The sequence below is a fragment of the Chitinibacter bivalviorum genome (assembly GCF_013403565.1).
Lineage (GTDB): Bacteria > Pseudomonadota > Gammaproteobacteria > Burkholderiales > Chitinibacteraceae > Chitinibacter > Chitinibacter bivalviorum.
On sequence record NZ_CP058627.1, the window covers coordinates 924,693 to 939,174 of the forward strand.

The following is a 14,482-nucleotide window of genomic DNA, read 5'->3' on the forward strand; positions in this document are numbered from 1 at the left end:
GTCAGAGGCGATGGGATCGATAGAGTGGCTTGTGTGAAATGAAACACACACAACCGAAGGGGGCGAATTATGCCTAGATGTTGTTGATAATGCAACAACTATAGTTACTAAGTTTGAAATTACTTCGGGTTACTGCTAGGCGGCCAGGGTGAATTTCCTTTTGAGTTGAAAATCAATCGCTTAGCTTTTGGTTGAGATTGTTTCTTATTTTGAACAATACTTACAATGCGAGGTGCTTGTGAGGGACTGCATTCCTGAATCAGTCGCCAGGCGTGTAGAATTGCCACTATGAAGACTGAAAAACACCTCGAATTAATCATCCCAGCCAGCCTTTGGCCCGATGCAAATAGTCGCGAGGCCATCTGGCGCGATGTGAGTTTGCCTAGCTTGGCGCAACTTTATGGCAAAGGTAGAAAGTCGCAGCTAAGTCAAACTAGCGTTGAAGATTATTTGGCGTCCTTGTTTGGGTTGAATGATTTTGCAATCGCTCCACTCATGCTCCAGCAATATTCGGCCGAGCTTGAGCCGGGTTTTTGGCTGTGTGCTGATCCAATAACTTTGCGCGTCGATCGCGATCATCTGACTGTGCTGGGTGAGCCGTATCTGCAGCTAAGCCAAAATGAGGCAGATGCGTTAGTTGCCGCCTTAAATCAACTTTATCAACCCGATGGATTTCATTTTATTGCCCCGACGCCACAGCGCTGGTTTGTGCGCTTGCCCAGTAACCCGCAGCTTGAGTTCACGCCGTTTGAAAAAGCCTTGGGGCGGAATTTGAATGATGTACTACCCAAAGGTGAGGGCGCGCTGAAGTTTAATGCCCTGCTCAATGAGATGCAGATGTTGTTGTATTCACACGCAGTCAATGATGCGCGCGATGCAGCGGGCCAATTATTAATAAATAGTTTGTGGCTGTGGGGTGGTGGTGAGTTTTCAGGTTTGCAGTGTGGCGTGACAAGTCACGATAAATTAGGGCGCGCTGTACATGGGCAACATGCCGTAGTGCAGGCTTTGTCGGCAGCGCATGCTATGCCGCGACAATATAGTGATTTAGTCACGAATAATGCCGTTGTTGTGTTGGACGATTTGCAGTTGCACGCGATTTATGGGGCTGGCTATGAATGGCAACAAGTGTGGCAAAGCTGGGAATCGGCTTGGTTTACGCCGGCGCTGAATGCATTGCGTGAAGGTTCATTAACATCCTTAACGCTGACCTTCACTGACGTCGCCGAGCAAATTACGGTGCGCAAATCGGATTTATGGCGGTTCTGGCGGCGTGCAATTTTGCCAACTCACGAAGGGGTGGCACATGTCGCAGATTAAGGCGCGCGCAGTTCCTGCTGCCTTGGAGCAAAACCTACTCGCGGCAGGCTTTAGCGAATTGCAGGCTCGACTCTATGCCGCGCGCGGCATCGCTAACCCGCAAGAGCTAGAGCACGAACTCAAGCATTTACTACCATTTCAGCTGCTAAAAAACGCACCCGAAATGGGGCTGCGTTTGGCCGATGCGATCGAGCAGGGTAAACGCCTGTTGATCGTGGGTGACTATGATGCTGACGGCGCAACTGCAACCACCTTAGGCATGAAAGGTCTTGCTGCGCTAGGTGCGAAAGTCGATTTTATCGTCCCAAACCGTTTTGAATATGGTTACGGTTTAACGCCCGAAATCGTCGAGCTGGCGCGGGAAAAATCGCCCGATATTATTATTACCGTCGATAACGGTATCGCTAGCCATGCGGGGGTTGAGACTGCCAAATCCTATGGGATAGAAGTATTAATTACCGATCATCATTTGCCTGCCGATACCTTGCCAGATGCTTTGATCGTCAACCCGAATCAGGGCGGCTGCACCTTCCCGAGCAAAAGCCTCGCCGGTGTCGGCGTAATGTTTTATGTGCTGATGGCGCTGCGCGCTGTGCTGCGTGATCGCGGTGCTTTCGCCAATCAGCCCGAACCCAATTTGGCGCAGTGGCTCGATATTGTCGCGCTCGGTACGGTTGCGGATGTGGTAAAGCTCGATGCGAATAATCGTATCTTGGTTGAGCAAGGTCTTAAACGCATGCGTGCTGGGCGAGCTTGCCCGGGTATCATGGCCTTGTTTACGGCCGCAGGGCGCTTTTATGGCCGCGCGAGCTGTTTTGATCTGGGCTTTACGCTGGGGCCGCGGCTGAATGCGGCGGGTCGGCTCGATGATATGAGCTTTGGGATCAATACATTATTGGCAAGTAGCGAGGAAGTCGCCTTGCCGCAAGCCAAAGAGCTGGATCAACTCAATCGCTCCCGCCGTGAAATCGAGCAGGGCATGCGCGAAGAAGCAGAACGTGCGCTGATCAATGTCGATGTGGCAGATCGTTACAGCCTGAGCCTGTATCAAGCCGATTGGCATCAGGGGGTGGTCGGCATTGTTGCGTCGCGGGTCAAAGATCAATTTCATCGCCCGACTATTGTCTTTGCGGATGGTTCTGGTGATGAAATTAAAGGTTCTGGTCGATCGATTCCAGGTTTGCATTTGCGTGATGCGCTGGATCTAGTTTCTAAGCGCCATCCACACCTGATCAAAAAATTTGGCGGCCACGCAATGGCAGCGGGGTTAACTTTGCTGCGCGCCGATTTTGCAGAGTTTGAAACTGCTTTTGAGTCGGTTTGCCGCGAATTACTCGATGAGGCTCACTTAACTCGTACTATCGAAACGGATGGTGAATTACCGAGTTATGCCATGCAAATCGCGACAGCTGAAATGCTCGATAAGCAGGTTTGGGGACAAGGTTTTCCCGCTCCGATGTTTCAAGGGCAGTTTCGCGTCGTTGAGCAACGTATCGTGGGCGAAAAGCATAGCAAGTTAAAGCTGAGTTCTAGCGAGGGTATCTTGCTGGAGGCAATGAAATTTAACCATGCTGAGCCAATACCTCGGGATATCAATGCGGTTTACAAAATCAGCGTGAATGAATTTCGCGGTGAGCGGATTTTGCAGTTACAGTTAGAGTATTGTGAAGCGATCTAAATAGAGGCAGGCAAAAGCAGTTTTGACCTCGCTCGAATAAACCCACATGGGATGGAATGAGATGCGTTTAATACCTTGGTGTCTGGCTCTGCTCTGCGTACAAGCTCAGGCTGGCATATTGCTGTCGGCCAGTGAAGCCGCACGCCGCGAGCAGCTCGCTTGTCAGCCCACGGCAATATTGGGCGTGCTCGAGTGCGAGCAACTCGCACCGCCACCCCGGGCACCAAGTAACGACCCTGAAATCAAAGCGCCTGATTATGTGCCAAATTCGGGTGAATCGATTCCGGTACCACAAACAGAGCAGCCAATGTTGCCTGTCTTGGATGCAATACCGACCCGAACTAAGGCGGGGTCCCTAACCTTGGCTTGGGATATCTGGTTTGGTACGGCAGGGCTATGGTGGGAGGTGTGGGATAAAGATCAGCTGCGCTACCGAGGGCGAGATTTTACGCGCCGTATCAAAGATGCGCCGCCCAATACCCCTCCCGAGCAATTGATCGATGGTGGGATGCAGTCGGTGCAAAGCGGGACCTTCCAGATTGCCAAGTTAGAAGCGGGTGAGCATCAATTTTTGATCAAGTTGTGCAATGGCTCGCTGGAGCAGCCAGTTTGCAATGAAGTGGCTGCCAGCACTTGGACCGATGCGAGTGATGGTCAGGATGGCGCAGCCGCAAAGCCCGATGCGCCCGCTTTAGCTTGGATACCGCAAGTGACCACCGAAGGGAAAGTCACTGTGGCTTGGAATCTATGGTGGGGCAATACAGGCACACATTGGGAAGTTTTGAACGGCAGTAAAATCGTTTATCGTTCGGATAAATTTACCGAAAACTATGATCACAGCCAAGCTGGGCAGGTGGATGTGCCGTTGGCCAATGGAGCGCATAGCTTGTCGGTGCGCTTGTGTCGCGAGCTGGCGTGCAGTACGTCGGACACTCTGAAAGTTGACGCAATGCTGGGGCCTGAATTGTCACCTGCGAAGCCACAAGTGGCACTCTTTACGCCTGATGATCCAGATTTGGGCGATGGCTTGCTGCCTAGCCAAGTGTTGCTGAGCTGGAAAACGGACGAGCCGGGCATCGTGCCGGATCGTTGGATGATGATTGATCAAACAACTCGGCAAGTTTTGTTTAGTCAGCCGATTAAAGCGGATTGTGGCTCGGGTGTTTGGTGCGGCAGTTGGCAAGGTGTGCCGCCATCGCGTCCAGCCACGCTGCGCGTGAAATTGTGTAAAGCCAAAAGTTGTACCGACAGCGATTTGATTGAAGTGCCGGGCGTTGAAGTCAAGTGAGAAAAGTCTGAATGACTGAACAGTATTTATTTGTGTATGGTACTTTAAAGCGCGGTTTGAGTAATCATCATTATTTGGGCTCTGCCAGGTATGTTGCTCAGGGCATTACGCAGCAAAGGTTTGCGCTATATACCATCGAGTATCCATTTCTTAGCAAAAGCCCCGCCTGCTATCAAGTTCGCGGGGAGTTGTATTTAATTGATGCGCAAGACCTGGCGCAGGTCGATGTACTTGAGCAGCATCCGAGCGATTATTGTCGCGAGCTCACATCGATTATTGCGGATGATGGGCAAGTGATTTCGGCTTGGGCTTATTTTCATCCGCAACCCCGCGGCCGTTTATTGCCTCGCGGTGAATTTGAACCCGCCCAGATTGCGCTGTGAATGCGATGCAATTAATTGCTGATGCCAGTGATTAATTGCTCTTGCAGCCAAAATTGCAAATAGTCTGTTAAATCAAAATCGTCATCCGCCATATTCAGTGCCTCACCCAAGCTTTGCCCTGCCTGTAGGCTCTGTAAAAAAGCGGTGTCTTGTGGCTTAATCAATCGCGTGGCCTCGCCTAGCGCGGCTTGGCGCCAGACCAGTACAGATTCAGCTTTGGCCCAGTCTGTGGGTGTATCAGCACCATGATGCATCTGCCAAATAGATTGAATCGCCCAGCTCGATGACACTAGATGCAAACTGGGGTGGAAGGTTAAGCGAATCGCTCCGAGTTGTTCCGCATCGCTCAAATAAGGCACCAGCGCCTGCGCATCTAGAGCAGCGACGTTTTCGGCAAAGTGCGCGCAATGCAAGACCCAATCGAGGCGGGCGCAATCGGCTAAATAGGGATAGGGCGCGGCGGGAGGAAATTGCGCTATAAAATCGGAAAAAGTCGCGCCATCTTCGCTAAGGTTGGCACTTTGGGCGGGCGTTATGTCGACATATCTGAGCGCCATGGCGCGAAAGAAATCATCCCCCAACAAGGCCAAAATCGTCGGATAAGCCAGCGCTAGCGCATCGACACGATTGTAGCGATGATTGAGCTGATAAAAACGTATATTGCCGCGGGTGTTTTGCGTCAACGCACTGCTGTGTAACGTCGCTTGGGTCGTGGCTTGGGCGATGTCTTGAGTGATGTCTTGGGTAATCGCTTGGGAGATTGCTTGCGCGAAGAGCGCTTGTGCTGTTTCATAAGCTTGTTTGGGCGCACTCATTGCGGACACCTATTTTGCTCGCCGTATTGTGCTTGGCAAAACTGTACCAAGCTTTGATAGTCGGTATACAGCTCGGGCCAGCTCGGTAAATGCGTGTCTCGCTCTAGCAGCACGGGAAGTGGGCCACAAACTTTCAAGACGTCAGCCAGCAATTGCCAAACAGCGTCACAAGGCGGTGCACCATGGGTGTCAATTGCGACATCGTCGATCATTTCAAATCCAGCAATATGGATTTCCCCGACTGCCGCTAGCGGTAATTTAGCAATTTCAGAATACGGGTCTACCCCGAGATTGATTTGATTGACATAGAGGTTATTAACATCGAGCAAAATGCCGCAGCCTGTTTTTTGAACCAGATGGGCTAGTAATTCCGCTTCCGAATATATTTCCCCTTTGAATTGAATACTGGTCGACACATTTTCCAGCAAGATTCGTCGCTGCAATTTGTTTTGAACGTGGTCGATGTGTTCAACGAGCTTCTCAAGTACACCTTCTAGCCGGGGTAGGGGTAGTAGATCGGGAAAAACCTGCGCGCCATAGCGATTCCAAGCCAAATGCTCAGATACGGATTGAGGTTCAATCTCGTCGACCAAATTGACTAACTGCTGTAGATGTCGCGTCGAGATGGTTTGATTGCCCAGCCCAAGACCAACGCCGTGCAGGCTGATCGGATAATGCGATCTTAAATGGCGCAAAGTGGCCATAGGTGCGCCACCGCCAAAGTAATTTTCGCTGTGCACTTCCCACCATGCCACCTCAGGCATTTGCGCCAGCACCTCGGGCAAATGGGGCGTGCGTAGGCCTAGTCCGGCTTTTTGGGGTAGGGTATTGGTTTGCATGTATTGTTTAATCAGTGTTTTGAGGTGGTACGCTGCCGGGTATGTGCGCGATCAAGTTGGTCAATATGATCGCGCGCCCGATGTTTACATGGCCTTGAGGCTGCCCTTCATTTCAACGCACGTGCCTTTGGCGACATATTTCCACTCTTTGCCATCCATGTCTTTGGCGGCTTGCCCTGCACAGGCGTGACCATTGCCGGCGCAATCGTTACCTGCGGCCTTGGCGATGCCGTAGCATTTTTCTTTCCCGGCGGCATCGCTGGCGCTAGCGGGTTGAGCAGCTACAGCCAAAACAGCGGCCATTGCTGAAGCGAGAATGAGTTGTTTTTTTTCCATGATGTACCCCTAAGTGGTAGTGATTTTATGTTATGTGAACAAAAGTGCTTAAAACGAAGAGAAGGCAAGGCCAGCGCTCATTACATCGGTTTGAGCGTGCCCTTCATCTCCATGCAGGTGCCTGCCGCGACATGCTTCCATTCTTTGCCATCGAAGTCTTTAGACGCCTGACCTTTGCAAGAGTGCCCATTACCAGCGCAATCATTACCACCTGCTTTGGCAATGCCATAGCATTTCTCATTGCTCATATCCGCAGCGAATGTGCTCTGCGCAGCCATTGCCAAGACGGCACTCATGGCGGATGCTAGAACTAGTTGTTTCTTATTCATGATGTCTCTCCGATGATGTGAAAATCAGTGTCTACGCTAGACAATGATGTAGTCGCACCTTGATCACGGTTATTACATCGAAACTCAATAAAAGATGAAGAAGTTGGCCATCTTTATGATTTTAAAAATAAAATAAATTAACGGACAAGAAAAAGGCCACCGAAGTGGCCGTGAGATTTAGCAAAAATAATTGAGCACGCCTTCCATGCCCACCGTATTGATGACATAGGGCGCTTCGGCCTGCACTTTAGGCTTGGCGTGCAATGCGACCCCAAAGCCCGCGGCATGCAGCATGGGTAAATCATTTGCGCCATCACCCATTGCCACCACTTGATTTTCGCGCAGGCCCAAGGCTTCACGGTGGGCGATCAGCTCATTGCGCTTGCGTTCCGCATTGATGATGTCGCCAACGACACGACCCGTGAGCTTGCCATCAACGACTTCAAGTACATTCGCGATCGCATAATCAAGCCCGAGGCGAGCTTTTAATTTATCGGTGAAGAAAGTAAAGCCACCCGAAATCAGTAGTGATTTGGCGCCTGCCGCTTTAAAGCCATTAAGCATGGTTTCTGCGCCTGGCATCAATTGCAGGCGCTCTTCGTAAACGCGATTGAGCGCTGTTTCTTCCAGTCCGGCCAATAGGGCGACACGGCGGGTCAGACTTTCATTAAAGTCGAGTTCGCCTCGCATCGCCGCTGCAGTAATTTCTGCAACTTGAGGTTTGATGCCAAACATATCGGCGATTTCATCAATGCATTCGATCGTGATCAGCGTTGAATCCATGTCCATCACAATGAGGCCAATGTCGCGAACGCTGATGTCTTCGGGAATAAAAGCGTAATCGAGCTGATTGGATTCGCAAAAATCGGCAACCGCCTCAGTGTTTTCTAGCTCCGCACCGTGCAGCTTAAAAGCGTGTTGAGAATGTTGATGCACGGTTTCAATGCTATGCGCACCCGCGAGGCGAGCAAGCTGTTTCAGGTGCTGTGTTTCAATATGCGGAGCTTGGATAACAAGGCGGTACATGGATTTCTCAGATGAAAGTTAAGGAGTGGTTTTGGAATTGAGTAATTCGTAAATCATGGCAAAAAAAGCGGCGATCAACGCACCTAATAAGGTTTCAATGACCCGCATTTCAGCCGCGTGTTGTGCGGTATGTCCGTGTATACCCAGTAATGCCAACAACACGTACATGATAAATGTGATCAGAGCAGCAACATACATTAAGCCGTTGGCGAATGCGACAGGAACAAAGGCGCCAGCGACGATTGCTAATCCGAGCAGTGTCCAGCTCGATGCCGCAGGAAATACCAACGCCCATGCCAATATTGACGCCAGCAATACCCCAATCAAGCGCAGCCAGATCGTTGAGCTGGTGCGATCAGGCTCCGGCCTAAATACCATCAGCGTTGTAACTGCGGCGATATTCGGTGCCAGCAAATGAAAACTATGAGCGGCAAAAAAACTACTGACGCAGGCAAAGCCTAAAAATACGCCAAAGGTGATGCCCGCTTTATGTCCTGCACGAAGTTGCAGCCAGTCATTTCGCCAATGCGGGGTGATTGCGGCTGCAATTGGATTATTCATGCGTGGTGCAAATGCAGTACTAAGTAGCATGGTGCAGCTGGCCCCAGCTAGATACATCGGCAATATTTCGCTGGTAATTAAGCTGCCTGGGTAGGCGACCAGATAAGCAGCCGCCAGCATGCGCAGCTTTAAATCCAGTGCAAAGCCAGCCGCTAAGCTGCTACCAATAAAACTCAATAAAACCACCAAGCCGATCAACCAGGGTAGCCAAAAGTCATTGATGGCCATGCTTAGCGCGGCAGCGCAAACGATGAGGACATTGCCGACTAGCATGCTTTCCAAGCGTAGGCGACGTGTGCTGCCGATGTCCATAAAGAGACTAACAATTATGCCGAAGCCAGCAAATGCGGCCTGTTTGCTATGGCCTTGAGAAATTAGCCAACACAAGGGCAAGCCAAAAGCGAGTGCACCCAAAAACATACGGGAACGATGAAATGGGTTGCGACTCGGTTTTAGTAGCGAGAACCAATTGGGCATACTTATTTTGTGCGGGCTGAATTAAGCGCCATGACACTTTTTAAATTTCTTGCCAGAGCCGCAATGGCATGGGTCGTTGCGGCCGACTTTGGGCTCTTCGCGAACAACTTGTTCTACTTTGCCAAATTTCTCTTCGAGCACGTAATACATCACGTCTTCAATATGCCAAGGCAATTCAGATACACGTTCTTGACGCTCTTTGGTACTCAATAACTTTAATGGTTCCGCGCCCACTTCATCGCTTGGGCTTTGATCGGCATCATCGGCTTCACTTGCTGCAAGGGCGAGGATTTTTTCCACGGCGCTATCGAGCTCAGCATTGGCTTCGAGTAAATCATCCCAAGCTTCAGAGCGAGCTTCGATGCCCGCAAAAAAGCCAGAGGCCCAGTAAACGCCGCTGGTTTCCTGCCATTTTTCATCTTGATCCTCATCGGACAAAATCACCGGAACATACAGTGGGTTTTCACCTGGATTGTCACGGCGATTGACTGAAAAAGCCGCTTTGATGCTCGCTGCGTGCTGGCGAATTAAGCCGAAAATCTCATCCGCTTCCGCATGATCGTCAAACTCGGGCGGCGTACCTGCAAAAATAGCAGGTAGCCATTCTTCTTCCGGTACTTCTTCAGGGCCAATGGCCAAGGCCACGAGAAAACCATCGAGCATTTCGATGTCCATGGTTTCAGCTGGCGTGCGCGGTGACATTAAAAAGCCATCGAGCTGCTCGAGTTGGTCGTCAGTGAGTAGTTGTTGCTTCATATTTAATTTTCCATTTTGTCAGATCAGCAACTAGCCACTCGCTAAAATCACTGTCTTGGCTGCGAAAGCCATGTTCGATAAAAAAGAGTTTTGCTCCCAAGGTGCTATGGACTTGCAGGGTTGTTATATCGAGGCATTGGGCATTCAATGCCATTTCAGCCAATAAGGCGCGACCAATGCCGCGGCGCTGCCATTCAGGCTGGACATAAAACAACTTCACTTCCCCATCTTGGTTAAATTGTGCCGTACCAATCACTTCATCCGCCATTTGGCACACTAGAGTAATTGCATGATTGGCATCAGGTTCATTCAGTTGCGCCAGCGCTGACTCATTACAAGCATCAATTTGCTCGGGCAAAGCGGCGTGATCACGGATATCAGCCGCTTCAATCGCCGCGGTGATGAGCAAACGTGTTGGCACAAGATCTTTTTCTTGAATAGGGCGAATAATCATAGGCATGGCCCAATTATACCTTTTGTTCTGCTTTGCGCGGGAAAGTGCGTGCACTCATGGCTAGATGACATTGATAGGAAGGGTTGGTGTGGCTTGAGTGGCTAAATGCTTACATAGAAATATCATCAATTTGGGTTTCATGGCATATTGTGCCGAACAAATAACGCGAAATTCCCGTCAGGAAAATATATGTCGTTTGGCCGCGCACAGGCTCTAACTCTAAGTTTTTTAGCAATCACCTCCGCTGTTGCAATTGAGCAAAGCAGCATTTCATTTTTAATCCAGAATGCGGAGCAATTAGCATCTGGCGCAACTAAGGAAGGCACTTTGATTTCGGGTGCTCGGCCTTTACATCGTGGAGTGAGTGGTGCCGACGTATTGCAAGCTAAGCAGCGCATGAATGAAATTGGTTTTCCGATGGCGCTGAACGATCAGTTTGATCCAGAGCTGGATGCGAATGTGCGCGAATACCAGCTGGGTATGAATATGAAAGAAGATGGGATTATTGATAAGCAAACCCGCTTCAATCTTAATTTAACCGATGCAAGACGCCGTGAATTGCTGCTGTGGCAGATACCCCAGATGCAAGCCCTCAATCGACAGGCGCCTGTGCGATATATTGTGGTCAATATTCCAGCTTACACATTAACTGCTTATGAAAATGAAAAGACAGTCTTAATATCTAAAGTGATCATTGGTAAAAGTGATCGCGAGACGCCTTTACTTCGCACGCAAATCCAGGCCATTAAATACAACCCCGATTGGCATGTGCCACCGGTCGTTATTCAAAATGATCTGATTAAGGATGGCAAACTCAATCTGAGCAAAATTCAGAAGCATCATTTACGTATGAGCGACAGCAATGGGAATGAAGTAAACCCCGCCGAAATTGCAGCGTCAGGGGAAACTAATTTTGCGCGCTATCGTTATTCGCAAGACGCGGGTGCTAAAAATGCGCTGGGCCGCTTAAAGTTTGAGCTCAGCAATAGCAATGGTATATATCTGCACGATACGCCGAGCAAAGGCATTTTCGGCAAGGAAAATCGTGCAGCCTCATCAGGGTGTGTTCGAGTGCAGGAATGGCAAGCGCTGGCAGCATGGGTGCTCAATGTCAAACCCGCCATCATAGGTAAACGCATCAGCGAAGGCCGTACCTACACCGAAGCCTTGGCTGAGCCGGTACGTGTCTACTTTGTGTACTGGCCGGCACAAATAGAAGCTGGGAAAGTGCGTTGGTATGATGACATTTATGGCTTGTATCAAAGCAATAAAGGGGTTAATCCAGCACTCGTGACCCAGTAAGCCCCATGGCATTCATTGCGTTTTGGCCTAGAGCCTAATTGATGGCATCTGATAGGGTGTTAACGAATTCATTTGCATAATCCTTGAGCAAGCTTTGTATGCCTGTTTGAAATTACGCAATTTCAACGCGATTTTTGCCATTTTTCTTCGCGCGATACATCGCCGAATCAGCACGGCTCAGTACCGCGTCTCGCGCTTCATCTAGGCCCACTAATGTGATGCCAGCGCTAAAAGTAATCAGCACTTTTTCATTTTCATGCATAAAAAAGCGTTTGGTCAGTTCGCGCTGGACTCGTTGCATGACGACTGTGCCTTCTTCTAGCGTCGTGCCAGGCATCAAAATGACAAACTCTTCTCCGCCGTAACGCGCTACGGTATCGGTTGGGCGCAGTAGCTCTTTAACAACATTAACCAGGTGCTGCAAGGCTTTATCGCCCGCTGCATGCCCCAGGCTGTCATTGAGTTTTTTGAAGTTGTCGATATCGAGCAATGATAGGGCTAATGGTGCTTCGCTGCGCTGAGCGCGGGCAATTTCGACTTGGTAGGCGTCTTCCAATCCGCGACGGTTGAGTGCGCCTGTGAGTTGATCTTCGCGAACCTTATCGCTGAGGCTGGTGAGTTCTTTCTCTAGTTCAATCACGCGCGAATGGGCTTGGTCGGCTTGGCGCCGAGCTTCAAGCAGGTCATCTCGGGAGCGCATTACGTCGATTTGCATGCTGCGCGTATCTTGCATCAAGTCTTCCATGACATGACGGATACTGGTTAGATCGTTGGCTTCTTCGATCTTGCTCGCATATTGCGTGATTTTATTATGGTAATTGTCGGTGCTTTGCGACATTAAACCCAGGCGATCGATAAAGGACGCGAGCATCGTTTTGAGTACCGATTGCGCTTCGACCAAGCTGTGTTTTACTTGGCTTTGTTTGAACATCACTTCTTTTAAGCCCGCTTCCGCATCGTACAGCACGCGCATGTCGAGTGGCTGCGCCATGATGGCTTGCACAACCGCAATTTGCCCACGTACCCAGTCATCGTCAATCACGATTTCTGCGATATTGTCAGTGAGTAAACGCAATAGGCGCATCAAACCATCGGCAAGACGATCTTCCTGATCGTTTTGTAGTTCCAGTTTGAGCCAGAACTTACGCAGGCGTGGCAGCCATTTTTGCATTTCAGCTTGGGTATTGACGGCCTTGGCTTCTGCCGCGATGACTAAGGTTTCTTGCTGTAAATCTGGGTTATGGAGTAGCCGTGCAGCGAGGCCTAATTCAAGGGCCGTAATCGTCGAATCGCGCCATTCGCGCCAATCAATATTGTCTTCTGAGTTGGTACTGTTGGCTGTTGGTGTTGTATTGGGGGTGTTGGCGCCGACTGCATCAACGTTTGTAATGGTTGCAGCATCAATTCCAGTTTCAGACCAAGAGCTAATGAGGCTGCTGAGTTTATTGTTGAGCTCGTTGGCATTATTGCCAAAGTTAAGCAAGACTCGATCTAAAGCTTCTTTTTTTCTGCTGGGCGGATAGCCTGGGTTGCGTAAATCCCACTGCAAAATCAGGTCTTTGATTAAGTCAGCCCAGCCGCGCGTTAATTCAGAACTCCCGCCTTGACTATTGATGCAGCGAATAAGCTGATCAAATAGGGAGGCCCATTCTTCACGATTAATTAGCCGTTTGAGTTGCTCGATCTGCCGCTTCGCTTCGGGCGATTGGGAGTTGGTGCTTTCTAGGCTTTGGACTAATTCTTTGAGGCCTGGGTGCAGCTTTTCTTCGTCGCTCGACTGAGCGATCTCGTGATAAATCGCTTCGTAATGATCTGGCGAGGGCACCATGCGACGCATGGCAAGCTGCTTAAGCGTTTCACGTGCAATATCGGTGGGGTTGCTTAGTTTATCCATAGCTCGATTTAAGCGATTGGTTTGCCAAAGTATAGGTTGAATTTAGCGTGATAAAAGCAAGAACGCCACGTAAAGTGGCGTTCTATTTTTTAGCGTGCTCGGTTTACACCAAGCCTTTCGGTAGGGCAAAAATAACGTTTTCTTCTACACCTGACATTGATTCAACTGATTGCGCGCCAAATTCTTGGATTTTGGCAATGACACGTTTAACCAGTACATCGGGAGCGGATGCGCCTGCGGTAATGCCGACTTTGCCTTTGCTCGCAAACCATTCGGCTTTAAGCTCGGTTTCGTTGTCGACCATATAAGCATCAATGCCCAAGCCTGCGCCCACTTCGCGTAGGCGGTTAGAGTTTGAGCTATTGGGCGAACCGACGACGACCAAAATATCAATGTCTTTCGCTAATTGCTTAACGGCATCTTGGCGATTTTGCGTGGCATAGCAAATGTCGTCTTTTTTCGGGCCAACAATTTGCGGGAAGCGCGCACGCAGTGCATTGATCACGACTTGCGCATCATCCACTGAAAGGGTGGTCTGCGTCACGTAAGAGAGCTTGGCTTCGTCTTTTACGGTCAGCGCCAGTACGTCTTTTTCATCTTCAACCAAATACATGCCGCCCGTGGCCTGACCCATCGTGCCTTCCACTTCGGGGTGTCCCTTGTGGCCGATCATGATGATTTCAAAACCCTGATCGTGCAGACGTTTGACTTCGGAGTGCACTTTGGTCACGAGCGGGCAAGTGGCATCGAAAATATGTAATCCGCGCTCAGCCGCTTCAGCACGCACAGCCTGTGAAACGCCGTGTGCCGAGAAAATCAGTGTGTTTCCCGAAGGTACATCAGCCAAGTCTTCAATAAAGATCGCGCCTTTAGCTTTTAGATCCTCAATGACGAATTTATTGTGCACGACTTCATGGCGCACATAGATTGGAGCGCCAAATTTATCGAGCGCTTTTTCTACGATGGCGATGGCGCGGTCAACACCAGCGCAAAAGCCACGAGGTTGGGCAAGAATAATATTCAT

General features: G+C 49.9%; 15 protein-coding genes. 5 read left to right on the plus strand and 10 right to left on the minus strand.

The genetic code is table 11. From position 1 onward, the window contains the following. The first annotated feature begins 288 nt into the window (after positions 1-288). The 4 genes from HQ393_RS04230 (at position 289) to HQ393_RS04245 (ending at position 4,669) form a co-directional block, all read left to right on the plus strand. The gene (locus HQ393_RS04230) at positions 289-1,320 is read left to right on the plus strand and encodes a hypothetical protein (RefSeq protein ID WP_179357604.1); all 1,032 of its coding nucleotides are present in this window, start codon (positions 289-291) and stop codon (positions 1,318-1,320) included. Beyond that, positions 1,307-2,998 carry a single-stranded-DNA-specific exonuclease RecJ gene (gene recJ / locus HQ393_RS04235; RefSeq protein ID WP_179357605.1) on the plus strand — a complete coding sequence of 564 codons (1,692 nt, stop codon included), beginning with the start codon at positions 1,307-1,309 and terminating at the stop codon, positions 2,996-2,998. Before HQ393_RS04230 ends, recJ begins: the two co-directional genes overlap by 14 nt. 61 nt (positions 2,999-3,059) lie before the next feature. After that, on the plus strand, positions 3,060-4,286 hold the full coding sequence (locus HQ393_RS04240) for a chitinase N-terminal domain-containing protein (RefSeq protein ID WP_179357606.1): 1,227 nt from the start codon (positions 3,060-3,062) through the stop codon (positions 4,284-4,286). 11 nt (positions 4,287-4,297) lie between these two features. After that, positions 4,298-4,669, plus strand: a complete 372-nt coding sequence (locus HQ393_RS04245; protein ID WP_179357607.1) for a gamma-glutamylcyclotransferase family protein — start codon at positions 4,298-4,300, stop codon at positions 4,667-4,669. 11 nt (positions 4,670-4,680) lie between these two features. On the opposite strand, the gene HQ393_RS04250 is transcribed toward HQ393_RS04245, so the two are convergent. From HQ393_RS04250 to HQ393_RS04285, 8 genes are all read right to left on the minus strand, one after another. Beyond that, complete coding sequence (locus HQ393_RS04250) at positions 4,681-5,484, minus strand: HvfC/BufC N-terminal domain-containing protein (protein ID WP_179357608.1); 804 nt, start codon at positions 5,482-5,484, stop codon at positions 4,681-4,683. After that, positions 5,481-6,323 carry an MNIO family bufferin maturase gene (gene bufB / locus HQ393_RS04255; protein WP_179357609.1) on the minus strand — a complete coding sequence of 281 codons (843 nt, stop codon included), beginning with the start codon at positions 6,321-6,323 and terminating at the stop codon, positions 5,481-5,483. Before bufB ends, HQ393_RS04250 begins: the two co-directional genes overlap by 4 nt. An 84-nt stretch (positions 6,324-6,407) precedes the next feature. Further along, on the minus strand, positions 6,408-6,659 hold the full coding sequence (locus HQ393_RS04260) for a BufA1 family periplasmic bufferin-type metallophore (RefSeq protein ID WP_179357610.1): 252 nt from the start codon (positions 6,657-6,659) through the stop codon (positions 6,408-6,410). A gap of 80 nt (positions 6,660-6,739) precedes the next feature. Beyond that, complete coding sequence (locus tag HQ393_RS04265; protein WP_179357611.1) at positions 6,740-6,988, minus strand: BufA1 family periplasmic bufferin-type metallophore; 249 nt, start codon at positions 6,986-6,988, stop codon at positions 6,740-6,742. A gap of 177 nt (positions 6,989-7,165) precedes the next feature. Further along, the gene (gene serB, locus HQ393_RS04270) at positions 7,166-8,014 is read right to left on the minus strand and encodes a phosphoserine phosphatase SerB (protein ID WP_179357612.1); all 849 of its coding nucleotides are present in this window, start codon (positions 8,012-8,014) and stop codon (positions 7,166-7,168) included. 18 nt (positions 8,015-8,032) lie between these two features. Further along, positions 8,033-8,995 carry an FUSC family protein gene (locus tag HQ393_RS04275; RefSeq protein WP_179357613.1) on the minus strand — a complete coding sequence of 321 codons (963 nt, stop codon included), beginning with the start codon at positions 8,993-8,995 and terminating at the stop codon, positions 8,033-8,035. Positions 8,996-9,073: 78 nt separating this feature from the next. Next, on the minus strand, positions 9,074-9,808 hold the full coding sequence (locus HQ393_RS04280) for a UPF0149 family protein (RefSeq protein WP_179357614.1): 735 nt from the start codon (positions 9,806-9,808) through the stop codon (positions 9,074-9,076). Further along, positions 9,786-10,262: a GNAT family N-acetyltransferase gene (locus tag HQ393_RS04285; RefSeq protein WP_179357615.1), complete on the minus strand. Its 477-nt coding sequence runs from the start codon at positions 10,260-10,262 to the stop codon at positions 9,786-9,788. The genes HQ393_RS04280 and HQ393_RS04285 overlap by 23 nt, the downstream gene beginning before the upstream one ends. A gap of 189 nt (positions 10,263-10,451) precedes the next feature. Between HQ393_RS04285 and HQ393_RS04290 the strand changes: the two genes are divergently transcribed. Further along, positions 10,452-11,564 carry a L,D-transpeptidase family protein gene (locus tag HQ393_RS04290; protein ID WP_179357616.1) on the plus strand — a complete coding sequence of 371 codons (1,113 nt, stop codon included), beginning with the start codon at positions 10,452-10,454 and terminating at the stop codon, positions 11,562-11,564. Between the two features lie 112 nt (positions 11,565-11,676). On the opposite strand, the gene HQ393_RS04295 is transcribed toward HQ393_RS04290, so the two are convergent. Both HQ393_RS04295 and ispH read right to left on the minus strand, forming a co-directional pair. Beyond that, positions 11,677-13,458 (minus strand): GGDEF domain-containing protein, encoded by a 1,782-nt coding sequence (locus HQ393_RS04295; RefSeq protein ID WP_179357617.1) that lies wholly within the window; start codon positions 13,456-13,458, stop codon positions 11,677-11,679. Positions 13,459-13,561: 103 nt separating this feature from the next. Next, a complete protein-coding gene (ispH, locus tag HQ393_RS04300) occupies positions 13,562-14,482 on the minus strand; it encodes a 4-hydroxy-3-methylbut-2-enyl diphosphate reductase (protein ID WP_179357618.1) in 921 nt (306 codons plus the stop codon).